22 protein-coding genes are annotated in these 23061 nt (G+C 58.9%); 8 read left to right on the top strand and 14 right to left on the bottom strand.

Annotation, left to right across the window (positions count from 1 at the left end):
* Positions 1-50: 50 nt before the first annotated feature.
* A complete protein-coding gene (locus M9Q49_RS23195; protein ID WP_254511316.1) occupies positions 51-353 on the bottom strand; it encodes a hypothetical protein in 303 nt (100 codons plus the stop codon).
* A 30-nt stretch (positions 354-383) separates the two neighbouring features.
* The gene (locus tag M9Q49_RS23190) at positions 384-779 is read right to left on the bottom strand and encodes a hypothetical protein (RefSeq protein WP_254511315.1); all 396 of its coding nucleotides are present in this window, start codon (positions 777-779) and stop codon (positions 384-386) included.
* Between the two features lie 988 nt (positions 780-1767).
* Between M9Q49_RS23190 and M9Q49_RS23185 the strand changes: the two genes are divergently transcribed.
* The 7 genes from M9Q49_RS23185 (at position 1768) to M9Q49_RS23155 (ending at position 8842) form a co-directional block, all read left to right on the top strand.
* Positions 1768-2808 (top strand): hypothetical protein, encoded by a 1041-nt coding sequence (locus tag M9Q49_RS23185; RefSeq protein WP_254511314.1) that lies wholly within the window; start codon positions 1768-1770, stop codon positions 2806-2808.
* Positions 2809-2988: 180 nt separating this feature from the next.
* Positions 2989-4407, top strand: a complete 1419-nt coding sequence (leuC, locus tag M9Q49_RS23180; protein ID WP_261365091.1) for a 3-isopropylmalate dehydratase large subunit — start codon at positions 2989-2991, stop codon at positions 4405-4407.
* Positions 4408-4511: 104 nt separating this feature from the next.
* A complete protein-coding gene (gene leuD, locus M9Q49_RS23175; RefSeq protein WP_254511313.1) occupies positions 4512-5105 on the top strand; it encodes a 3-isopropylmalate dehydratase small subunit in 594 nt (197 codons plus the stop codon).
* 163 nt (positions 5106-5268) lie between these two features.
* Positions 5269-5904: a DUF6677 family protein gene (locus tag M9Q49_RS23170; RefSeq protein WP_254511311.1), complete on the top strand. Its 636-nt coding sequence runs from the start codon at positions 5269-5271 to the stop codon at positions 5902-5904.
* A 12-nt stretch (positions 5905-5916) separates the two neighbouring features.
* Positions 5917-6129: a hypothetical protein gene (locus M9Q49_RS23165; protein ID WP_254511310.1), complete on the top strand. Its 213-nt coding sequence runs from the start codon at positions 5917-5919 to the stop codon at positions 6127-6129.
* A gap of 23 nt (positions 6130-6152) precedes the next feature.
* Positions 6153-7460 carry a BaiN/RdsA family NAD(P)/FAD-dependent oxidoreductase gene (locus M9Q49_RS23160; protein ID WP_254511309.1) on the top strand — a complete coding sequence of 436 codons (1308 nt, stop codon included), beginning with the start codon at positions 6153-6155 and terminating at the stop codon, positions 7458-7460.
* Positions 7461-7486: 26 nt separating this feature from the next.
* A complete protein-coding gene (locus M9Q49_RS23155; protein ID WP_254511308.1) occupies positions 7487-8842 on the top strand; it encodes a cytochrome P450 in 1356 nt (451 codons plus the stop codon).
* A 15-nt stretch (positions 8843-8857) separates the two neighbouring features.
* Here M9Q49_RS23155 and M9Q49_RS23150 read toward each other — a convergent pair whose 3' ends face one another.
* From M9Q49_RS23150 to M9Q49_RS23095, 12 genes are all read right to left on the bottom strand, one after another.
* Positions 8858-9073 carry a hypothetical protein gene (locus tag M9Q49_RS23150; protein ID WP_254511306.1) on the bottom strand — a complete coding sequence of 72 codons (216 nt, stop codon included), beginning with the start codon at positions 9071-9073 and terminating at the stop codon, positions 8858-8860.
* Positions 9074-9087: 14 nt separating this feature from the next.
* Positions 9088-11898, bottom strand: a complete 2811-nt coding sequence (gene topA, locus M9Q49_RS23145; protein WP_254511304.1) for a type I DNA topoisomerase — start codon at positions 11896-11898, stop codon at positions 9088-9090.
* 317 nt (positions 11899-12215) lie between these two features.
* Entirely contained in the window at positions 12216-12614 is a 399-nt protein-coding gene (locus M9Q49_RS23140) for a hypothetical protein (RefSeq protein ID WP_254511302.1), read from the bottom strand.
* A gap of 32 nt (positions 12615-12646) precedes the next feature.
* Complete coding sequence (locus tag M9Q49_RS23135; RefSeq protein ID WP_254511301.1) at positions 12647-13627, bottom strand: DUF1559 domain-containing protein; 981 nt, start codon at positions 13625-13627, stop codon at positions 12647-12649.
* Positions 13628-13799: 172 nt separating this feature from the next.
* On the bottom strand, positions 13800-14075 hold the full coding sequence (locus M9Q49_RS23130) for a PIN domain-containing protein (protein WP_390844838.1): 276 nt from the start codon (positions 14073-14075) through the stop codon (positions 13800-13802).
* A 105-nt stretch (positions 14076-14180) separates the two neighbouring features.
* Positions 14181-14489: a hypothetical protein gene (locus M9Q49_RS23125; RefSeq protein WP_254511299.1), complete on the bottom strand. Its 309-nt coding sequence runs from the start codon at positions 14487-14489 to the stop codon at positions 14181-14183.
* Between the two features lie 12 nt (positions 14490-14501).
* Positions 14502-15896 (bottom strand): DUF1501 domain-containing protein, encoded by a 1395-nt coding sequence (locus M9Q49_RS23120; RefSeq protein ID WP_254511298.1) that lies wholly within the window; start codon positions 15894-15896, stop codon positions 14502-14504.
* Between the two features lie 536 nt (positions 15897-16432).
* Positions 16433-19048: a PSD1 and planctomycete cytochrome C domain-containing protein gene (locus M9Q49_RS23115; RefSeq protein ID WP_254511297.1), complete on the bottom strand. Its 2616-nt coding sequence runs from the start codon at positions 19046-19048 to the stop codon at positions 16433-16435.
* A 69-nt stretch (positions 19049-19117) separates the two neighbouring features.
* Positions 19118-19528, bottom strand: a complete 411-nt coding sequence (locus M9Q49_RS23110) for a hypothetical protein (protein WP_254511296.1) — start codon at positions 19526-19528, stop codon at positions 19118-19120.
* Positions 19529-19665: 137 nt separating this feature from the next.
* On the bottom strand, positions 19666-20595 hold the full coding sequence (locus M9Q49_RS23105) for a DUF1559 family PulG-like putative transporter (protein WP_254511295.1): 930 nt from the start codon (positions 20593-20595) through the stop codon (positions 19666-19668).
* Between the two features lie 328 nt (positions 20596-20923).
* Positions 20924-21202 (bottom strand): hypothetical protein, encoded by a 279-nt coding sequence (locus tag M9Q49_RS23100; RefSeq protein ID WP_254511294.1) that lies wholly within the window; start codon positions 21200-21202, stop codon positions 20924-20926.
* Positions 21203-21266: 64 nt separating this feature from the next.
* Positions 21267-21458, bottom strand: coding sequence for a hypothetical protein (locus M9Q49_RS23095; RefSeq protein ID WP_254511292.1), 192 nt, complete (start codon positions 21456-21458; stop codon positions 21267-21269).
* 214 nt (positions 21459-21672) lie between these two features.
* On the opposite strand from M9Q49_RS23095, the gene M9Q49_RS23090 reads away from it, so the two are divergent.
* Positions 21673-22995, top strand: coding sequence for a type IV secretory system conjugative DNA transfer family protein (locus tag M9Q49_RS23090; RefSeq protein ID WP_254511290.1), 1323 nt, complete (start codon positions 21673-21675; stop codon positions 22993-22995).
* The last annotated feature ends 66 nt before the right edge of the window (positions 22996-23061 follow it).

Below are 23061 nucleotides of genomic sequence, written 5' to 3'. Positions count from 1 at the left end.
TTGCAACGGCGGCAAGCAGTTGCTTTCACTGCCGCGTGTACAACAGAGTGCTAACCAACCCATTCGCTATTCGCGAGCAGGGCAATCAGAAACAAGCTGCCGGTCAATATCAAGCCAGCCAGGAATGCCGAGAGGGCGAATCGATTGGCGTTGAGCCTTAATAAGCGAGCAATCGCGGCAGTTGCGGCGATTAGTGAGAACGAGGCAACAAACGCCCCTGACAAGCCAAAATTACTGGTGGCAACAATCGCAATCAAGGTCGCCCAAAGGAGGAGTGCGCTGCACCAAAAAGGTAACGAAGCCAAACTTAAATAATGGCGGTGTTTGATTTCGGAACGATCGTTGTCATACACATTTCTGTCAGGATCGACCTCTGCATTGAACTACCATCGCCGGAATACATCACCTTCAACTCTCAACTCCCAACGGTCGTCATCTTCCTCGAAGAAGTGGACGACTCTCGCGTGCGCGGCTCCGCCTAAGGCAAGAGTCGGAGTGTCGACGTATGCATCGGGCGCTGTGTAACCCCAGTCCGGAGAAACGGAGTGCTTGCGTAGAATGGCCTGAGCTTCCGCTTCAGTGGGCCATTTCCCGCTGCCGGCGTGGAATTGGGAAATTTCGCGAACCGCCGATTGCGCTTCCTGATAGCGATCTGCCAAGCGATTGATCGTGGAAATCACCATCGTGCCATAGAAGAAAAATACTGCCGCCCGGCCCACTGCTGCGATCAACAGCGCGCCGATCACGTAAGGAAACGCTTTGCGAAACGAGATCGGCATCGCTGGCTGCTCCTCCAATTTGCTCTAATGCGTGGATGGACCGTCCTCGCACTTCGCTGGCTGGCGTCTTCATCGCAGTGACGGCTATTGCGCTGGCTCTTGGCTATTGGATCAACTCCCCCACAATATCCCATCCGAGTCCGCTGCCGCCCCTGTTTGCCGTAATGGTGATTTCGTTCTGCGGCGGGCTGCTAACGCCCTATCGCTGGGTTGGCATTCTGCTGGGAACAATCGCTGCTTGCGGGTGGGCGGAGAGCTGGATGCTGACTAAGTTCGGATGGCCAGAAGCGTTCAGCGTTGTTCTCATCTTGCCATACGTGTTGCCGACTGTAACTGCCGGAGCGTTTATGGGAGGTTGGCTACGAAGCAGGCTCAGCGTAGCGAAGATTGAGCCGCCGCCGGTTTGATGCTGGGCGTGGACTTATTGGGCAGCCGCGCGACTTGTTGGGCAAGTCGGACTTATTGGGCAAAGCCATATTCATTGGCGCCGGCCGATGCCTCGTTCCTTGGCAAACTGGTAGATCCTGACGGCAAGCGACTTCAAGTTGCTTTGCTGGCGAACGAATTGCCCGTTATACGGTGGTGATGACGTGTTATATCGGGGGTTATATTCGCTGCGGACAGAATAAGGGTTTGCGGCTTGGTCGTTCGCGGCAAGTTGTTGGCTGGAAGAGTGTTTTGCGATTGCCAAACGAGGCAACGTTCAAAAATGGCGCTGTTATAAAGTGTTATACGGTTTTGCGGGTGGTTTGGCGTAAGTGCTGACTCAGCCTGACTTTTCGAAGGTTTAGAAAAGTGCGTGAGGTGTTATAAAACTCGCGAGCGAAGTTCCCTTACGGCGGGGCCAGCGCAGACGCCGAATGGTGCGGAGCGCGACAGTTGGCCGCGGCGGTGATGAGGATGCAAGATTCCTTGCAGTGCGGTAACATACGGGGCAGCAATTTCTGTGATCGACGCCGTTTCTGCCGTTTGTTGTTGAGGTGCCGCGATGAAGGTTTCCTGGTTCCGCTCGATGCTGGTTTTGGGGCTGCTAGTCACTGGTAGCTGGGCGTCGGCTCAGGATGCGGCTCCGGCTTTGCCCGACGACATCGCCACGCTTGTCAAGCAGCTCGATGCCGAGAGCTTCGGCGATCGCCAAGCGGCTTCGAAGAAGTTGGCCGCGGAGCTGGAGAAAGCCATTCCCGCTCTTGAGAAGGCTGCCCTCAGCGACAGCCGCGAAACTTCGATGCGGGCTTTCGAGATTTTGAAGGGGCACTTCGACAAGGGTGAAGCCGGCGTCAAAGACGCGGCCAAGCAAGCCCTGGAGCGGATCTCCAAGGCAGATCTCGGCGCTGCATCGCGTCGGGCCAGCGAAGCACTTGCTCCGCCGCCGGTCGTTCCGCAAAACGTGCCCGCGAATGCTCGCATGCCGATCGCTGTGGGTGGTGGCGGCATTCGGATCGCTGCGGCCCGAGTCGCGATTGCCGGCGGCATTGGTGGTGGTGTCGAAACGCGAATCAAGGTCGAAGACGGCGTGAAGACGACCGAGATCAAGGACAAAGACCGCAAGGTGAAGATCGTCGAAGACGGCGACAAGAGCCTGCAGCTGGAAGTGACCGAGACGAAAGACGGTAAGGAAGAGACGAAGAAATACGACGTCAAAAACGCCGAAGAGCTGAAGAGCAAGCACGCCGAAGCTCACAAGATTTACGAGCAGTACGCGGCGAAGGGCGTCGAGGTGAAGATGGGCGGCATTGGGTTTGCGCCGGCCGGTGCGATTCCGGTGCTGCCGGCGTTTCCGGATGCAGTGCCGGTTCCGCTGCCGGCCCGGGCTGTTCCGCTGATGCCGATCGCGCCGGCGTTTGCTCCGGTTCCGGATAAGAAATTGGTGGAAGGTTTGGAGTCGCTCCAAAAAGCCCTCGCCGAAGCCGATGCCAGCTTGAAGGATGCGGCCAAGAAGAGTGGCGACACCGATCAGCTGAAAAAGGCTCAGCAACAGCTCGAAGATCTGAAGAAGCAGTTGGAATCGCTCCGCTCATCGCTGAAATAGCGAGTGCGGTGGTCCGCAGGTCGGCGAGCAGAGTTACACACGGCAGTCTCTCGCCGAGGCGGTCGAAATCGGCTATACTTATAGGTCTCACGGCGGCGTATTTTTCGCCGTGGCTGCGCCTACTTGAGTGCTGTTTTCTCCTTTCCGGGTGAGTGCACAAATCCGCTCGCCAAAATCGCCATGACTGCCGCTACGAAGCCCCGCACGATGTTCCAGAAAATCTGGGACAACCATGTCGTTCACGCTGAATCGGGGAAGCAGACGATTCTGTACATCGATCTGCAACTGGTTCACGAAGTGACCAGCGCCCAAGCCTTCGAAGGGCTGCGCCTCAGCGGCCGCAAGGTTCGCCGGCCCGAACGGACCGTCGCCACGCCCGATCACAACGTGCCGACGACGAACCGCAGCTTGCCGTTCACCGACCCGATTGCTAAGCAGCAGGTCGAGACGCTTCGCAACAACTGCAAAGAGTTCGGCGTGCGGCTGTACGACATTCACGACAAGAACCAGGGCATCGTACACGTCATCGGCCCGGAGCTCGGCTTGACGCAGCCCGGCATGACGATCGTCTGCGGCGACAGCCACACGGCGACCCACGGCGCTTTCGGCGCGCTCGCCTTCGGCATCGGCACGAGCGAAGTCGAGCACGTTCTCGCCACTCAAACGCTGTTGCAATCGCTGCCGAAGACGCTCGAGCTGCGTGTCGATGGCAAGCTCTCGCGCGGTGTCACGGCGAAGGACCTGATCCTGTATCTCATCGGCCAGATCACGACCGATGGTGGCACGGGCTCGGTCATTGAATACACCGGCGAAGCCGTCCGCAATCTGAACATGGAAGAGCGGATGACCGTCTGCAACATGTCGATCGAAGCGGGCGCTCGCGCCGGCATGATCGCACCAGATGAAACGACCTTCGCTTACCTGAAGGGCCGCGAATACGCTCCGAAAAATTACGAAGCCGCCGTCGCTCGCTGGAAGTTGTTGCCCACTGACGCCGGCGCGACGTACGACAAGTCGCTGATCTACAAAGCGTCGGATATTTCGCCGCAAGTCACCTGGGGCACCAACCCCGGCCAGGTTGCGCCGGTCGTCAACAAAGTGCCGAGCCCCGGCGACTACGCCGATGCCACCGAGCAAAAGGCCTGCGATCAGGCTCTGAAATACATGGATCTGAAAGCCGGCACGCCGCTGACCGACGTGACGATCGATCGCGTCTTCATCGGCAGCTGCACCAACGGTCGCATCGGCGATCTGCGTGAAGCGGCCGCGGTGGTTCGTGGTCATCGCGTCTCGAACAAGGTTCACGCGATGGTTGTGCCCGGCAGCGGTTTGGTGAAAGAGCAAGCCGAACAGGAAGGTCTCGATCGCATCTTCCGCGAAGCCGGTTTTGAATGGCGCGAAGCAGGCTGCAGCATGTGCCTGGCCATGAACCCCGACAAGCTCGAGCCCGGCGAACGCTGTGCCTCGACCAGCAACCGCAACTTTGAAGGTCGTCAAGGAAAGGGTGGCCGGACGCATCTGGTGTCGCCGGCGATGGCCGCTGCAGCGGCGGTCGCGGGGCACTTTGTCGATATCCGCGAATGGAAGTACCAGGCGTAGTTGCCGCCAGGAAGCCCGTAGCGTAAGCGAGGGAGTCCTCTTTCCGTCCAACCAACTCACACTCTAAATTCGCTCGCCCTCGCTAACGCTACGGGCTACCTCAAATGCAAGCCTTCACCCAACACACCGGTCTCGTCTGTGCGATGGATCGGGCCAATGTCGACACCGACCAGATCATTCCGAAGCAGTTCCTCAAGCGGATCGAACGAACTGGCTACGGCCCGTTTTTGTTCTTCGATTGGCGGTACCTCGCCGATGGCACAACGGACGATCCGGCCTTTGAATTGAATCTGCCCAAGAATAGCGGCGCGACGGTATTGCTCGCCCGCCGCAACTTCGGCTGCGGTTCGAGCCGCGAACATGCGGTGTGGGCCATCGAGAACTACGGCTTTCGCGTCGTGATCGCGCCTTCCTTTGCCGACATCTTCTATAACAACTGCTCGAAGAACGGCGTGCTGCCGATCCGACTGAGCGAAGAGCAGGTTGAGGATTTGTTCCAGCGAGCCGCGAAGCATCCCGGTTACAAGTTGCACGTCGATCTGGCGACTTGCACGGTGAAGGATGATCACGGCCTGGCGTTGACCTTTGCCATCGATCCCTCGCGCCAGCACAACATGCTGAACGGCCTCGATGACATCGCCCTCACACTGATGCACGAAGCCAAGATCACGGCGTTCGAAAAGCAGATGGTGTCGTAGGGCCACCTCCACAAGAAGGAAAAGTGCGCTCCTTCGCTTGCGCTTCAGGCTCGTGTCCAACAGCCAAACTGCCCTGGTTGCCAGCGGTGGGTTCGGTCACAATATCGGCGGCGCTGCGACGAATTAGTGGCAGGCCCCTTCCCACCGCAGTCTCCGCACGCCCATGAACGACGCCTCCAAGAAACCCGCTGTTCCGCCGTCGGTTTCGATCACGATCGACCTCGGCAATCCTTGGCTCGCGGGTATTCTCGCCTGGCTGTGGCCCGGCGCCGGCCACCTGTACCAACGGCGGTACGGTAAGGGGCTGCTGTTCATGGTTTGCATCCTCTCTATCTTTTTCTTTGGCCTGGTGCTGGGGCAGGGTCGCGTGGTCTATGCGATGAATCCCACCAATCAAGATCCGCCCGCTGGCGGCGGCATTGGTGGCATCTTTACGAAGTTTGCCTCGCTCGCTCCCTTGCCGTTCTGGCTGCAGGCCGGCACCGGCTTGCCGGCCATGCCTGCGGTCTTGCAACGGATGCGCGTCAAAAGTCACAAGCCACCACTGTTCAACGGCTGGATGGCTCCGCCGAATTCGGCGCAGGAATTGAACAGCTGGCATCGGCAGCTGAATCAGCGCTTCGACATGGGTGTCCTCTATACGATGATCGCCGGCTTGCTCAACTTCTTTGCCATCTGGGATGCTGCCGCCGGTCCGGCGCCGAGCGAACCAGCCGACAAAAAGAAGAAGGATAAGAGCGATCCGAAAAAGGACGATCCGCCGAAGAGCAGCCCATCACCCGCCATCAAATCCCTGTAACGGAGCGAGCTCATGCTTATCAATCTTCCGCTGCTCGCTGCGTTGCCTTTCAATCAACTCTGGTACTACGTGCCGCTGCTGGTAGCCATCAGCCTGGTGTATGGCGCCACACGTCATGAGTTGCCCGGTCCGATCTTGCGTCATGCCTGGCACACTGCCGTGTGGATGACGACGTTCATCGGCGGCATCTTTCTCGTTGCCCTTGTGCTCAACTGGCTGGTCTAAGCCGAAAAGAATTCTGGGCCGAGATGAGTGAAGCGCCTGCCGATGTTTGGGATGTGATCGTCATCGGTGCGGGCGCTGCTGGACTCATGGGTGCAGCCGAAGCTGCCTTTCAAGGCCACCGTGTGTTGCTGCTCGAAAAGAACCGCCGGCCCGGCGTGAAGATTCTTATTTCCGGCGGTACGCGTTGTAACCTGACGCAGGCGACCGACAAACGTGGCATCGTCACGGCCTATCGCGAGCAGGGGCAGTTTCTACACTCCGCCCTGTCGATCCTCGGCCCCGATGATTTGATCAAGCTGATCGAAGACGAAGGAGTGCCGACCAAGCGCGAGGAAACCGGCAAGATCTTCCCTGTCAGCGATCGGGCGCTCGATGTGGTGAGCGCGCTGATGCGACGCTTCGATCGGAGCGGCGCGACGCTGTTGCTCGAGCAGTCGGTGCAAACCATCTCGCAGCAGGACGGCACGTTTACGATAACGACCGACAAGCAAACCTTCGTCGCGGGTAAGCTTCTCATTACCTCCGGCGGTAAAAGCTATCCTGGCTGCGGCACGACCGGCGATGGTTACGCGTGGGCCGAAGGATTTGGTCATAAGATCACTCCGCTGCAGCCAGCACTCGTGCCACTCACCACGAACGATCCGTGGGTGCTGCGGCTGTCGGGATTGACGCTGCCCGATGTGGTGCTGCGAATCGCCGATCGTCGAGGCGAAGCGCGAGGAGCCGCGGACGAGGGAAATGCCCCTGCAGGCAAGAAAGGTAAGAAGAAGTTGCCGTGGCTGGATGAACGCCGCGGCTCGCTGCTGTTTACGCACTTTGGTTTGTCGGGGCCGGTGGTGCTCGATATTAGCCGCACGGTGACTGGTCATCCGGAGCCGACTGCGTGCGATGTAGTGGTCGATTTTGTCCCCGACATTCGGTCTGATCTGTTGGACGAAGGGATCCGCGAGCAGTGTGCTGCCGCGGGTAAGAAGCAAATCGGCGGCATCTTGCAGAAGTGGATTCCGCACCGCCTGGCGGAAGAGATTTTTCAACAAGCGGGCGTTTCGACCGAGACGCGCGCGGCTGAAATGTCGAAGGCCGCGCGATCGCAGTTGGTGCGATGGATCAAGGAAGCCCGCATCTCCGCCAGCGGCTCGCGCGGATATGCCAAAGCGGAAGTCACGGCGGGTGGTGTGGACCTAGCCGAAGTCGATTCACGGACGATGCAGAGCAAGCTCATGCCTGGCTTGTTCTTTGCTGGCGAAGTGCTCGATCTCGATGGCCCGATCGGTGGTTACAACTTCCAAGCGGCGTTTGCCACGGGAATGCTGGCCGGGCGGTGCGTGTAGCGGGGTGCAGACAGTAAGATATTGGTATGGCTGCTCTCACTAAATTTCCCGGCCCGCGCGGCGGTTGGTTGCTCGGTAGTTTGCCGGCGCTGCGGAAGGATATTCTCGGTTTTTTCTCGACCTGCCAGCGCGAATACGGCGACGCTGCCTACTTTCGCGTCGGCCAGCGGAAGAGCATGCTCCTTAGTCATCCTGATGACATCGAACAAGTCCTGGTTACTGACAACAAGCAGTTCATCAAGAACTTCGCCCTCAGCTTTTTTCTGCGGCCGCTGCTGGGCAACGGCTTGCTCATCAACGAAGGGGATAACTGGCTGCGGCAGCGGCGACTCATTCAACCGACGTTCGCCAAACCTCGACTCGAATTCTATACGCAGGCGATGGTGGAACTCACCGACCGCATGCTGACGACCTGGCGCAGCGGCGAGGAGCGCGACTTGGCCCGCGAGATGATGCAGTTGACCATGGGCATTGCCGGCAAGACGCTGCTCGGCGTCGACGTCGGCGATCGATATCGCGAAGTGGTCGTTTGTCTCGAAGGAGTCATGCGCGACTTTCTCGCGAGGTTCCGCGCACCGATTCCAATTCCCTATTGGTTGCCGACGCCGGGGAACTGGTGGTTGAAACGGACCATTCGCCGACTCGATGCCGTGCTGCAGCAGATGATCGATGAACGCCGGGCAGCCATCGAAGGAAAAGGCGAACTCCGCGGCGATTTTCTCTCGCTGTTGATTTCGGCTCGCGATGAAAACGATGGCAAGCCGCTTTCAAATCAACAATTGCGCGACGAAGTGATGACGATGTTCCTCGCCGGTCATGAAACGACGGCGAATGCACTGAGTTGGACTTGGTATCTGCTCGGACAAAACCCTGTCGAGCAGCAGCGGGTGCGCGATGAAGTCGATCAGGTTTTGCAGGGGCGATTGCCGACGATTGCCGATGTGCCTCGGTTGCCGTTTTGTGATCGCGTCATTCGTGAAGCAATGCGACTCTATCCGCCTGCGTACGTCGTCGGCAGACGGTGCGCCGAGGATTGCACGATCGGCGAGCACTTTGTGCCGGCGATGACAAACGTGCTGATGAGCCAATGGGTCGTGCAGCGGGATGAACGGTGGTTTCCGGAGCCGGATGTGTTTCTGCCCGATCGCTGGACCGCCGAGTTTAGCCATTCACTGCCGAAGTATGCGTACTTTCCCTTCGGTGGCGGCCCGCGGGCTTGCATCGGCAAGGAGTTTGCAATGCTCGAAGGGACGCTAATCCTGGCGACGATGGCGCAGCGGATTGAGCTGTCGCTCGTCGATCCCGAGCCAATGCCCATCTTGCCGGCGATTACGTTGCGGCCCGAGAAGCCGATGGAGATGCGGGTGAACTTGCAGACGTAAGACCGTCAACCTAATTCACTTGACTAGGGTGTCAAGCGTTACACTCTCGCCATGCTGCTCGGCGAGATTGTCAACATTGTCAAGAATGGCCTCCCAATCTTCGTCAGGATCAGAGTCGCTGAGCAGCACTTGGTCGATGTACTTCAGCACATCTTCGAGAGTCGATGAATTGGAAAATCGACCGCTCAAGAGTGGAGTCCTTTCAATTACATCGAGCAACGATTTCGCCATCGAACAATCACTTTCTAGAACGGCACGTCCTCGATCTTCTTCGGCGTTTTCTTCACCGGCGATTTTTTCTCGCCGGTGCTGGCTTTGGCGGCTTTCTTCGGGGCAGCTTTTTTGGCAGCCTTCTTTTTGGGAGCCGCTTTTTTCTTCGCAGCCTTGGGCGCCTTTTCGGCTGGTGCGGCAGCTCCCTTCTTGGGTGCCGCTTTCTTCGCGCCGCGGCCTCGTTTTTTCGGCGGGCCCATGGCGGTGCGTTCTTCGAGCAGCGTGATTGCCTGCGGCAGGGTCAACTGCTCGGTGGAGAGGTCCTTCGGGAGTGTGGCGTTGGTTTCGCCATCGGTGATGTACACGCCATAGCGACCTTCGAGCACGCGAATCGGCTGACCGGTGACGGGCGAGGCTTCGAACGTCTTCAGCGGTTCCTTGGCTTGGCCACGACGGCCGCGCAGCTTGGGCTGAGCGAAGATTGCCAGTGCTTCTTCCAGTGTCACCACGACGGGCGAAAGGTTCGGCGGTAGCGAACGGAAATCGGAGCCGTGCTTGATGTACGGGCCATAGCGGCCATTGGCGGCGAGGATCGGTTCGTGATCTTCCGGATGTTCGCCGAGCGTGCGCGGCAACTTGAGCAGATCGAGCGCAACTAGAAACGTAACGTCGCTCGGCTGCATACCCGGCAGAAGCGAAGCGTTCTTCGGCTTTTCGTTTTCATTCTCGCCTTTAGGAACGCGCTGCACGTACGGACCAAACCGGCCCGTCTTCAAGTACACGAGTTCGCCCGTATCGGGGCAAACGCCCAGCGGTTCCTCGCCGACGCCGGCCTGATCGAGCAGTTGCAAAGCTCGCTCCAGCGTCATTTCATCGGGCGGCGTGTCTTGCGGGATCGAACCCTTTCGTTCGCCCTGCTCGATGAACGGCCCGTACTTGCCGACGCGGACGAATACCTCTTCCTTGTGTTCCCCTTCGGTCGGCGTGCCGAGGGTGAAGCGACCCATTTCGCGCGGGTCGACTTCGACAATCTTCTTATCGAGCTGCGCCTTCAGGCCGTTCCCTTCGTCGACGCCGCCTTCGCCGAAGTAGAAAGTCTTGAGGTACGACGTCGCATCTTGTTCCTTGCGGCTGATCGAGTCGAGCAAGTCTTCCATCGACGCGGTGAATTGGTAATCGACCAGGTTCGGCAGGTGCTGCTCCATCAATCGCGAGACGGAGAACGCGACCCAAGTCGGCACCAGGGCGTTCGCCTTTTTGAAGACGTATTTCCGCTCGAGAATCGTATCGATAATTGAGGCGTACGTAGACGGGCGGCCGATGCCGCGCTCTTCAAGAGCAGCCGTGAGGGCCGCTTCGCTGAACCGCGCCGGCGGTTGCGTCGAGTGGCTCTTCTCATTCAGGTTCTTACAGCCGAGCGGATCGCCGATATTCACCGAAGGGAGCAGCCGCTCTTGATCGGCCAGTTCGGCTTCGGGGTCGTCCGAGCCTTCGACATAGGCTCGCAAGAAACCGGGGAACTCGATTGTTTTGCCGGTGACTTGAAACACCGCTTCGGCGCCGGCGACTTGCAGCGTGATGCTGCGGCCGCGAGCATCGAGCATTTGGCTGGCGATGGTCCGCTTCCAGATCAAATCGAACAGCCGAAACTGATCAGGAGTGAGCACGTTCCGCAGCGACTCGGGCAACTTGAACGGATGGCCGGCGGGACGAATGGCTTCGTGAGCTTCCTGCGCGTTCTTGACCTTGCTCTTGTAGACGCGCGGTTCGGCAGGCAGGAAGTGGTTGCCGTATTCGGTGCGCACCAGGTCGCGGGCCGCATCGATGGCGACCTGGGCCAGGTTCGTCGAGTCGGTACGCATGTAGGTGATGTAACCGTTTTCGTACAGACTCTGCGCGACGTTCATCGTTCGCCGCGCGGTGAAGCCGAGCTTGCGGTTCGCTTCTTGTTGCAGCGTGCTGGTGGTGAACGGTTCCGATGGCTTGCGGGTGTAGGGCTTGTCGTCGAGCGCATGCACGGCAAATTTCGCTTGCTGCAGATTCTCGGCGAGTTCCTTGACTGCCTTTTCATCGAGCAGCAACAGCTTCGCGTCTTTGATTTTGCCGGTGTTCGGATCGAAGTCTTTGCCGGCGGGAATCTTGCGGCCGCCCACCGAGACGAGTTCAGCGTCAAATTCCTTGCCGTCCTCGGTCACGAACCGTGCGATCAAATCCCAATAAGTGGCCGAACGAAACGCGATTCGCTGCCGTTCGCGTTCGACGATCAGTCGCACCGCGACGCTCTGCACGCGGCCGGCCGATAGCCCCGCGGCAACCTTGCGCCACAACAGCTGCGAGACTTCATATCCATACAAGCGGTCGAGGATGCGGCGGGTTTCTTGCGCCCGGACCAGACCTTCGTCAATATCGCGTGGATGCTCAATAGCGCCGAGAATGGCTTCTTCGGTGATTTCGTGGAAGACGAGGCGATGCACGGGAATTCGCGGCTTGAGAACCTCCAGCAAGTGCCAGCTGATGGCTTCTCCTTCGCGGTCTTCGTCCGTCGCGAGATACAGTCGAGATGCGTCTTTGAGCAGGCTCTTCAGTTTGGCTACCTGAGCCTTTTTTTCCCCCGGTACGATATAGACGGGCTCAAAGCCCTCGTCGACGTTCACGCCGAGGTAGGACCATTTCTTGCGCTTGAACTCCTCGGGCATTTCCTTTGAGCCCTTGGGGAGATCGCGAATATGGCCGATGCTGGCTTCGACGGTGTAGTCCTTTCCCAGGTACTTGGAAATGGTTCGCGCTTTGGCCGGTGATTCGACAATCACCAGCGATTTTCCGTTTCCTGCCGCACGTTTGGCCATGATCAATCCATTCGCCCAAAGAACCCAATCACTGCCTGAGAAAGCACTGCCTGGAAATATGCCCTATAAATAGGTCCCTGCCTGAGCACCTACGGCAAAAGACCCGCCTTCCGTACCTTGAGGAGGACGGTCAGACCAACGTTCCTAAACTTTAGAGCGCCCCCTCGTCAAGCCGTCGATGATGGTGAGAAGGGTTTTTAGGAGCGGCCGGTGTCGGCGATTCTGCGACTGCTCAAGGTTGCATCGCTCGATCTATCTCAAATGGCTCAAACGACTTCCGGGTTGCAGCCGAGCAGCGATCGCGGCGAGTTCGACAGCTATTTCGGCGATTGCAGCTCGAAATTGTGGATTCCGTTGCCGGCCTGTACCTGCGCGGTCTTCTCATTATTACTAGACGGGTAGGGGAGCACTTCGTCGACCAGTGTGCCCTCCGGGGCCGGCGGTCCGGCTTTGATCTTTTTTCCCGTCGTCCGCATCGCAGTGATTCGGACGGTCATGTTGCCCGGAGCCATTTTCGATTCGGGCCCGATGCGGTACTTGCCGTTTTGAATGGTTGCTCCGGCAACAGCACCCTGGCGGTCCGCAGGCTCGAAGACGATAGCGCCTTGTTCGACCGGTTGGCCATCGAAGGTCACCATGCCGTCGACGGTGGCGAAGCTACTGCCGCAACCGGTGGCGAATCCTAGGACGATCAACAACAACATTGCCGCGCGCATCAAAGACTTCCCTTCCGTTCTTTTGTTTGCCGCTAAAACTCGCCAATGATTTCGCCGCCGTCGGGTGACGAAACCGCTTGCCAGATGCTGAGCTGAATCGACTCGCGCACAAACCGCACGCTGCCATCGGCGAGCATCGCATTCACGCCGCCCGGATGATTGCTGCGGGCCGTGCGAATATCGCGAATGTTGTTGTACGCCGTATACGCGCCGATGCAGGGAGCTTCGCGCGTGCTCACGCACCAGGCCTGGCGGATTTCATCGGGAGCGAGACTGTTGGGCGTGCGGTTGTGATGAAACAGTGGTCCTTCGGGATAATGCATGATGCCGCGGCCGTCGGTGGTGCTCTTGGGACAACGAATCTCCGAAACCATGACGGTATTCGAAGTGCCGTCGGTAATATCTTTCATGCCCAGCCAACTATTGATAAAGAACGCGCCGCCCGGCCGGGCCATGTTGGGCGGAGTCGTGTGCCCCGGCCCCAGGCGATACTCAATCGCCGGCCCGATGCCGTTGTTGGCGACATAGTTGCCACGTCCAAACACCGACGGAGGATAAGTCGTATTCGGCTCGGGGCGGACATCGGACGGGCACAGAAACAGCGTAACTTTGAGCGGCGTGATCTTCAGGCCGCCATTGTCGTAAAAGTTGGCATTCAGCTGTGCCCAATTCACCTGAATGTCGAGATTTGTCTGTTCCAAGAAAGGAAACAAATAAGCCACCCAAGTCGTCTCGCTCGGACCGCGCGGCTTGCCCAGATCGGTCCCCACTCCGCCGCCTCCCGTCGAACCCGGCGGCAGCACCAATTTCGAATCGTGGTGATTGTGCAGTGAGATGCCGATCTGCTTCATGTTGTTGGTGCAGGACATTCGCCGTGCCGATTCCCGCGCGGCTTGCACGGCAGGCAGCAGTAGCGCCACGAGCACGCCGATGATGGCGATGACCACCAGCAGTTCCACCAGCGTGAAACCGCGAGATCGCTGACCACACAAAACTCTCGTGCTCGTTCTCATACCAATTACCTCAACAGGCACTTGGAAAGGACATTCACACGTCAAAGAGAGGCCGCCAACGGCGATAGGTTCGCCGTGGCCAGCGGGAGAGAATATCTCCGCCGACGGAGTGAAAGATAACCTGCGCACGGGGCAGGCTCAATGAAGAAATTGGAATGCTGTTCTAGTTAACTCAACGCACATACGGGCGTTTCACGATCAGACCTGGCACGCACTGATAGTGCTTCGCATTGAATGAGAACAGCGTGGCGGCCCTCCCGACAGCAAGCGATGCAATCAAAGAATCAATCAAGCCAAGATTGTGAGAAAGGTGAAATTGCTTGAAAAAGTCGAGGGCTTGCTCGCATTCCGGTTCTGTCGGCCAGACGACGTTCATGGCTGCCACAAGCTGCAAAGGACGCCGTTGCTCCGCAGAATTGCGTGCCTGTTGAACAAGTTCCATCACCACAAATCCGGGCACGTCCGGCTGCGCAGCCAGCGAATTGAACTACTGCAGTGCCGAAGGATGTTGACGTTGCACATCGATTAATACGTCGGTGTCAACGAGGTCCATTTATTCGGCCCATCGTCGATTCTGGGCTTTTTCGCGGAGTGCTCGTGCATCTTCCGGCGCGTTATTGACCGCCGGCGCGGGGCCGATCAGCCCTTCGCGCTGCCAGTACTCAACTAACTCTGCGCCGGTCCTGGGCTTCCTCTCAAGCTCTGACTTCGCGGGGCGGCTACCAGTCGCAAGGATTTGCAACGCGTAGTCAGGCAATGTCAGGCCGTGGCGAGCGGCTTCTGCGGAAAGTTCTGCCTCAAGGTGTTGAGGCAATTGCAATGAAAGCGTCATGGCGTCCCTCGTCTGCACGAATTCTAACATGCTGACGCGATCCTAAGCAAAAATCTCCCGTGTCACATTCCCCGCCACATCCGTCAGCCGGAAATCGCGGCCTGCGTAGCGATAGGTCAGGGCTTCGTGATCGAGGCCCATCAGTGCCAGGAGCGTGGCGTGCAGGTCGGTCATGTGCATCCGGCCTTCGACGGCGTGGATGCCGTATTCGTCGGTTGCACCATACGAGAAGCCGTGCTTCACGCCGGCGCCGGCGAGCCACATGGGATAGCCCGTGATGTTGTGATCGCGGCCGTCGGGACCTTGCGCGGTTGGCTGGCGGCCGAACTCGCTGCCGAAGAGCACCAGCGTGTCATCGAGCAAACCGCGTTGTTGCAGATCGACAAGCAGAGCTGCTGTCGGTTGATCGACGGCGGCGCAGTTACTGATCAGGCCTTTGTGCAGGTTGTTGTGATGATCCCAGCCCGGCTGGCAGATCTCGACGAACCGCACACCGGCTTCGCTCAAGCGACGAGCCATCAAGCATTGACGGGCAAAGCTGCCAGCCGGGCCCGGCTTCACGCCATACAGATCGAGCACGTGCTGCGGCTCCTTCGAAATATCGAGCAGCTCCGGCACTTTGCCTTGCATTTGAAACGCGAGTTCATACGACTGAATCACGCCGTCGAGCTCGTCGGGCTTGCTGGGGTTCTTGGCCAGGTCGCGATTCATCGACTGAATCAGATCGAGCTGCTTCCGTTGCAACGTGCTCGGCGCGCTCGCCTTCAAGTTCGGCACGTAACCCTGATCGTTGATCTTCGTCCCTTGATAGTGAGCCGGCAGAAACGCACTGCCGTAGTTCACCGCGCCACCGAAGTTTGGCGGCGGATTGATCGTGATGTAACCCGGCAGATCTTGGTTCTCGCTGCCGAGACCATACGTCAGCCAGGCGCCCATCGACGGCCGAGTGAGCTGCGCAAGCGCGGTGCCCGTATGCAACTGAATGACCGCCTGCGGATGGGCCGGCGTGTCGGTGTGCAAACCGCGGAGCCAGCACAACTGATCGACCTGCTTGGCGAGGTGCGGAAAGAGTTCCGACATCCAAGTGCCAGTCTCGCCGTGCTGGGCAAACTTGAATTTCGAGGCGGTGAGCGTATCGCCACCGGGGCCCACCTTGCCATCGTTGTTCTGCACCGCCGCTTTGTATTCAAAGGTGTCGATCGGCGAGATGCAGCCCTGCATGTAGCAGAAGATGATCCGCTTGGCCTTGGCAGGAAAATGCGGCGCCTTCACGGCCAAGGGCTTCTCGGCGGGAGGAGTTTCTGCGGCCTGCACCTTGGGTGCGTTCTCACCGAGCAAACCTTGCAGCGCGAGATAACTAAAACCCGCTCCCGCCGTTTGCAGCGCTGAACGGCGAGTAATGGGCAAAGATGGCAACAGGGGGAGTTCGCGCTTCATGGGTTGATCCTCAACCGAGGGTTGTAATGTTGTTGTGGTGGGGGCTGGCAGGTTGTAAAAGCGGCTTAAGAAATGCTAAGTAAGTGGTTATCTATGAAGTAGTTATGTGTGTTTTGATTGTTTTCTGGTGAGTTGTTGTGAAGTCACTACTTCACAACAGCTAGATCAGGGGGCTGATTTGCGTTTTTCTTGGGAAGTGCGAGGCTCGATCCGTTGGCTCACAATAGTGTTTTCAGTTTTTTGAACCGCCGTGGCAGTCTCCCGCCTCAGCGCGCAATGGGCCAACGGTATTAGACGTTTGAGGTTGGACAACTTGGGTAAAAGGAAATTGGGGTTTGTCGGATAGCACAGGTTGCCTGGGCAACCTGTGTGGCGAAGCCACTAGAGGCATCTCTGTCGCCAGTGAACTCACGCCGGCAATCAACACCGCATTGCCGGCATCAAGGTGTCGCCATCCCGCGTCGGCCGCTGTGGATAACAATGCCTCTTGCCGCTGCGCGGACCCGATTGCTGAAGCAATCGGGCCTATCGCGCTGTTACTTCAAATACCGGAACTCCGCCGTGCCGAAGAGGGCCTGGCAGAAGCTGGCCCAGGCAGCGAGTTCGGGATCGCTCGGGCCTGCTTCTTCTTTGCGGACCGTCAGGTCGGTTTGATCGACGTTGTCAGGGTCAGCCGCTGGTTTGACGATCTTTTCTTCTTCGATGGCCGGCTTCTCAACTTTGACGACGACCTTCTCGGCTTCTTGGGGCAGAATCTCGGCAGCCGCTTGTTGATACTCGGCCAGGTAGCTCTCGATCCGCGTCAGTTCTTCGCCGGTCGCCGGTCGGCCAAGGACATACTCGTAAGCCAGCGAGATCCGCAGCGACAGCGGCTCCTTTTCCTTCCGCACCCGTTCGGCGAGAGCCAGACTCTGGCTGCGGACGAATGGATCGTTGAGCAGATACAAAGCCTGTGGCGCGACGGTCGTGCTTTCGCGTTGACCGGCGACCATCCCTTGCTCGGCAGGATCGAACATCGCGAGCGACGTGGGCGTTTGACCGCGGACGAGCGGCAAGTAGACGCTGCGATGCGGGCTGGCGAGCGCTTCGTCGGCGATCTTCGCTGCTTCCGCGCCGTTGTTGCGAATTTCGATGACCTTGAGCGTTTGCGAAGTTCCCTTTTCAGGGCGATCGGCTTTCAACTGAGCGGTGGCGACGAGCGAGGCATCGCGAATTTCTTCTGCCGTAAGCCGCCGTGGGCTGTGACGCCAGACGAGCCGATTGGCAGGATCGATTTCGCGATGCTCGAGCGTTTCGACCGAGCTCAATTGATAAGTGCGCGAGAGGACGATCGAGCGCACCAGCTTTTTCAGCGACCAGCCGTCGCGAACAAACTGATTGGCAAGATGATCGAGCAACTCAGGGTGCGACGGCTTGTCGCCGGTCGAGCCGAAGTTATCGACACTTTTGACGATCCCTTCGCCGAACAGTTTTTGCCAGACTCGATTAACAAAGACCCGCGAGGTGAGCGGATTTTCTTTGCTCGTCAGCCAGTAGGCGAGTTCCAACCGGCCGCTTTGGTCGGTGTTCACCGGCCGAGCGTTCGTCACGGGAACCACTGAGAGGAAACCGCGCGGCACGACCGGGCCGAGCTTTTCCGCTTCGCCGCGGATGCGGACTTCGGTGTCGGCCACTGCTTTGCCGTCACGCACACCGTAGGCGACCTCGCCGAGGACGGCGGGATCGGACAAGGCGAGTAAATCGGCTTGGGCGCGGTTCCACTTCTGCCGAGCGACTTGCCGCTTCGGCCGACCGTCGGGAGCTTTCTCGGCCCCTTCGGCGGAATCGCGGAGCTTGACGAACTCGGCTTGAGCCGTCTTCACAGCCTCCTTGGCCTTGTTGAGATCCTCTTCGTTGACAGTGCTTTTGCTGGTCGAAATGGTCAGCAGCAAATTGTTGTCGTAGTAATCGAGACCGCCGCCACCCATCTTGTTTCGCAGGCCAGCGCACAAGTCGCTGCTTTGAAAGATGCCGGCGAGAGCGTAATAGTCCTTGGTCGGAATTGGATCGAACTTGTGATCGTGGCAACGGGCGCAACTCGCGGTGAGACCGAGGATCGCCCGACTGACGGTGTCGATCTGCTCATCGACGTTGTCCATGATGTAGCGGACTTTGAACCGCTGATTCACATCCTTCACGCCGAGGGCGAGAAAGCCGGTGGCGACCAGTTGCTCGGCTTTTTCGGTGGGCGAGGTCGCGGGCAGCAGATCGCCGGCGATCTGTTCGCGGACAAACTTGTCGTACGGCTTGTCGGCGTTAACCGAGTCGATCACGTAATCGCGAAACCGCCAGGCGTGAGGCATCGGCAGGTTACGAGCACTGCCAGTCGATTCGCCGTAGCGAGCGACGTCGAGCCAATGCCGGCCCCAGCGTTCGCCGAAGCTGGACGAAGCGAGGAGTCGATCGACAAGTTTCTCGACAGCCTTCGGCGATTCGTCGGCGAGGAAGGCATTCACTTCTTCAAGCGTCGGCGGCAGGCCAATGAGATCGAACGTCAGTCGGCGAATGAGATCGCGTTTCTCGGCATCACCGACCGGCGCGAGCTTTTCGGCTTCGAGGCGGGCGAGGATGAACTTGTCGAGTTCACCGCGCGCCCACGATTCGTTTTCGACCTGCGGCACAGTGGGTTTGGTGAGCGGTTGCCAGGCCCAGTGATTTTGCTTGAGCGTTTCGTACTTCTCGTTCGGCTTTTTGTTTTCATCGAAAGCCGCTTTCGGCCAGGCAGCGCCATCGGCGATCCACTTTTCGAGATCGGCGATTTGCTCGTCGGCGAGCTTCTTTTTCGGCGGCATCTTGAAGCCTTCGTGCTTCACCGCCTGCAGCAGAAGCGAATCCTCTGGATTGCCGGGAGTGATCGCCGCGCCGCTGTTGCCGCCGGTTAGCAAGCCACCGATATCGTCGGTCCGCAAACCACCCTTGCTGTTCGTCGTCGCCGAATGGCAGCTGTAGCAGTTGTCGATCAGGATCGGCCGGATCTTCTTTTCGAAGAACTCGATCTTGGCAGGATCTTCCGCCGCAGCGCGAGCGATGGCTTTCGCATCGGGAGCAGCACTCGCCGAGTTGGCCGCGAAGAGAAGAGTTGCAGCGAGGAATGTGGGTAAGGACTTTTGCATCGTGCAATTCTTTCGCGCCAGAAAGGCTGGGGAAGGATGTGGTCCGGTGGGTGTGCGACGAGGAAGCGACTAGCGCCGTTGGATTTCGAGCTGCACCGGTTCTTTGGCGGGAACTTCGAATGACAAACCGGAGGATGCGAACTGCAGAAACTTCGGATTGATCGTGGCAAACGTGGTTCGCTTCAGCTGGACATCGTCGTCGGCGAGAACGATGCGGGCGATGTACTTCCCTTCGGGAGCTCCCTTGCGCACCTTCCCTTCGAGAATCGATTCAAGCTGAAAGTTGCCATCGGGTTTAATCTCGCCCGAGGCCCGCACCTGGGGATCGCTGGCGAGCGCTATCTCAACGATGTGCCCCGCCAGCGGCGCGGCATCGCCACCGGTGAGTTGCACCAAGCCTTTGACTTGATGAACAGCGGGTCCCGATTGCGAGCAACCAGTGAGAGCAAGAAGGGCGGTTAGTAGCAGGAGGCGTTTCATGGGTTTGTGTTCTTCGTTTGTGATTGTTGGTTGCGGTGTGGGTTCTGGAGGAAGAAGCTCTGTACCCGCTTCGGCCCCTCACCCCGGCCCTCTCCCCTGAGTACAGGGGCGAGGGAGTTAGACTCTTACTTCTGCCTTTAGTTCACCACTTCGCCATCGTTCCGCACGACGTAACGAGTCAGGGTGGTGAGGTCGGTTTGTAGTTGCAGGCCGCGGACGCTGCCGTCGCAGTAGACGAACTGCACGGTGCCGGGGTGAGCACTGCCGAACGATTGGTTGGCGTAGGCCGTGGTCTGGGCATTGGCGGGCATGAGCGGGCGTTGCTCGGTGCCGTCGGGATTGATGCCCATCATGCGGCGGTGCGTGTTGCGGACGCCGCTGAAAATGCTGCGATCTTCGTTCTTGCCGCGGAGCGAGTTCGGGCGGATGTGCTTTTCGCCGACGAGCACGGTGTTGCTCGTGCCATCGGTGATCGCGGCCAGGTTGAGCTGACCGCTCCAGCTGACGAGGGTGTCGCGACCGCCGATGTTTTGCACCACGGGCATGTTGGGAATCATCGCGCCGTTCGACTTGAGGTACTCGGCATCGGAACCAAAGCAAGCCGCGTAATCGCTGAGCGAGCCGCCCGGCGTGAGGAAGTCGTTGATGCTCAGCACGTGCGGCAAACGGCTGGGGCATTGATACATCTTCACCTTGGTTTGATAGGCTTCGGCCGGCTGATCGACCACGCGATAGCGGAGGTCCCACTTGCTGAACTGGTTGGTCCCTTCGGCGAACGGCAGGATGATCGCGCCCCAAGTGGCCCAACCGCCGTTGCCGTTGGCCGTATCGCTGTTGTCGCCGAGGAAGGCCGGCGGCAGGTAGAGATAGGTATCGTGAAAGTTCTGCGAGGCCAGGCCGATCTGCTTGAGGTTGTTCGCGCACTGCATGCGGCGGGCGGCTTCACGGGCAGCCTGCACGGCTGGGAGCATGAGGGCCACGAGCACGCCAATGATGGCGATGACGACCAAAAGCTCGACGAGTGTGAAGGCCGAGCGGCGAGGGGAGCGAAACAGCGAAACCGACATGGGGGCGATTCCCTTCGAATCGAACGCGAACCAGTACACGGGCAAGTTCGATTAAGCGAGTCGCGTGCCAACGATTGTTTTTGCTCTGCCGATGGCAAGGATTGCGGCATAGGCAAGGCTTAAGCCTTGATTTGCCGGGCAAACCTCCCTCAACCAGCGGTGCTCAGCGAGGAATCCCGCAACCAGATTTCCTGCAGCCCCACCGTCCGTGCTGGGCGCCCAGCAAAAATGCTGGCCGGGAGCCGTGAGGCGATTGCGAGCCAAAAACGGTTCTGGACTAAAGCGGCATCAATCCAGAACCATGGATTACCACGGTCAGCAAGCACCGCTAAGCCTCGGTATCCGGGAACTCGTCAGTTGGCAGGTCGAGGCCACCGCTCAGAATAGAGCCAACCGTCAAAGCGGCGTTGGCCACCTTGGCTGCGGGATTGCCGTTGCGGGCTTCGGCACTGATGGCTGCATGGCCCAGTGCCGCCGCACCACCAACGGGATCCACCACCGCCAAAAGTGCTCCCACACTCACTCGAGCCGTGTCGACCGCATCTGGCGAACCTCCGGCCAAACGTACTGCCGCACCTGCCAGTCGCGAAGCTGCCCAAGCCAACATATTGCACCTCGTTTGAAAAGAAATTGAAGGAACTCAGGATTCAGGGGTCAGGAATTCGGGGCAGTTAGCCGCCGAACAGTCCTCCCAGCAAATCGATCACCGAGTCGACGAAGCTGTCGCCGTGATCGATATCGAGGGGCGAACCCCAGACGTCGCTCGGCGGACTGCCGTGTACGTCTCCCGGCGTGTTTCCCCAGATGTCGTTCGGCCGATTGCCGAAGATGTCGCGATCGTTCGAGTCTTCCGTTCCAAACATGTCTCTTCTCCCTCAGTCGATTTGTTCCCGCGGCATTCGCAACGGCGAACACTGCAGCGCGGCAACATCAATCAAGAGCACGTCGGCTGGGATTTTTTTTGCGAGCGACCGTTTTTTGGGGATTTTCTGGCGAGAGAAAAATGTCGGTGGTCCCGCGCTCTTGATTGCTATACGCCCCGTGCGGGCGCCGCACCCTCATGAGCGAGCCCATCCCGTGGACCGATTCAAACGCACCAATTTGTCAAACCACTCCGCCGAGTTGCTACTTGGCGAGCATCTGTCGCAGCCTCGGCCGTTCGGCTTCAATCTCGACCGCCAACCGGCTCGGCGGGACGACTTGATCTTGTATTCCGGCGGCGGACATTTATGCACCGTCGCACCGACGAGAGCCGGCAAAGGAACGGGAGCGATCGTGCCCAACTTGCTGCACTATCGCGGGCCGGTCATCGTCTTTGACCCCAAAGGAGAGAACTATTCCGTAACCGCGCGAGCGCGGCAGCAGATGGGGCACACGATCGTCAAGCTCGACCCGTTTGGAATCGCCGGCGAAGCGACCGATGCCATCAATCCGCTCGATGCGTTGCTGCTGCCCAATGCCGATGCCGAAACCGATAGTCAAACGCTCGCCGAGACGTTTTCACGCGGCATGAAAGGAACCAAGGAACCCTTCTGGGATAACAGCGCGGTGAGTCTGCTGGCCGCCTTGATCATGGCGGCAGCGACTCGTACTGCACCACATCGCAGTCTTAGTTGGGCGTTCGACATGCTCAGCAGCGACGATGTTGTTTACGGCATCGCAAAATTTTTGGACGAAAGCGGCAAGCAGATACCGGCCTCTGCTTATCGCGAGATCGCCTCGTTCCTGCAGATCACCGATGTGACTCGCTCGGGCATTCTCTCGACGACGCAAGCCTACGTAAAAATGCTGGGGAGCGCGCGGGTCCGCCGGTCTTTCGAGCAGAGCACTTTTTCGCTGCAGGATATCGTCGCCGGCAAGCCGCTTTCGATTTACATGATTCTGCCGAGCGAGCGGATCGAAAGTCACTCCAGCCTGCTAAAGCTTTGGCTGGCAACTTTCTTCAAGGCGATTCTCGCGCGCCGAGTGCAGCCGCCGCAAAAGACGCTCGTGCTGCTCGATGAAGCGGGGCAGCTGGGAGGATTTCCATTTCTGGAAACGATGGCCACGCTCTGCGCGGGTTATGGCTTGTGGCTGTGGCTGATTTATCAGGATCTGGCGCAGCTGCAGGCTGCGTTTCCACAATCGTGGCGGACGATTCTGAACAACTGCGGTGTTCTGCAAGTGTTCGGCATGAACAACCGCCAGATGGCGTCGGCTTGGGCCGAGTGCCTCGATTCCTCTGCCAACGAGCTGCGCAAATTGCCTGCCGATGAGCAGATGCTGCTCATCCAAGGGCACGGCGAGATCCGTAGTCGCCGGATCAATTACCTCACCGATCGGCGCTTCCGCGGCAGCTTTGACGCCAACACGCTGTTCGGCGCTGCAGGGAACGACGCTGCTGCCAGTCAATTGCCGTAGCCTTCTCAAGAAACATTTCCGGCCGAGACGTTGCCATCTCGGCCGGAAGCGTTTGCTTGCTTTTCA

The organism is Anatilimnocola floriformis (genome assembly GCF_024256385.1).
In the GTDB taxonomy this organism is placed as follows: domain Bacteria; phylum Planctomycetota; class Planctomycetia; order Pirellulales; family Pirellulaceae; genus Anatilimnocola; species Anatilimnocola floriformis.
This window is presented reverse-complemented; position numbering and strand designations above follow the sequence as displayed.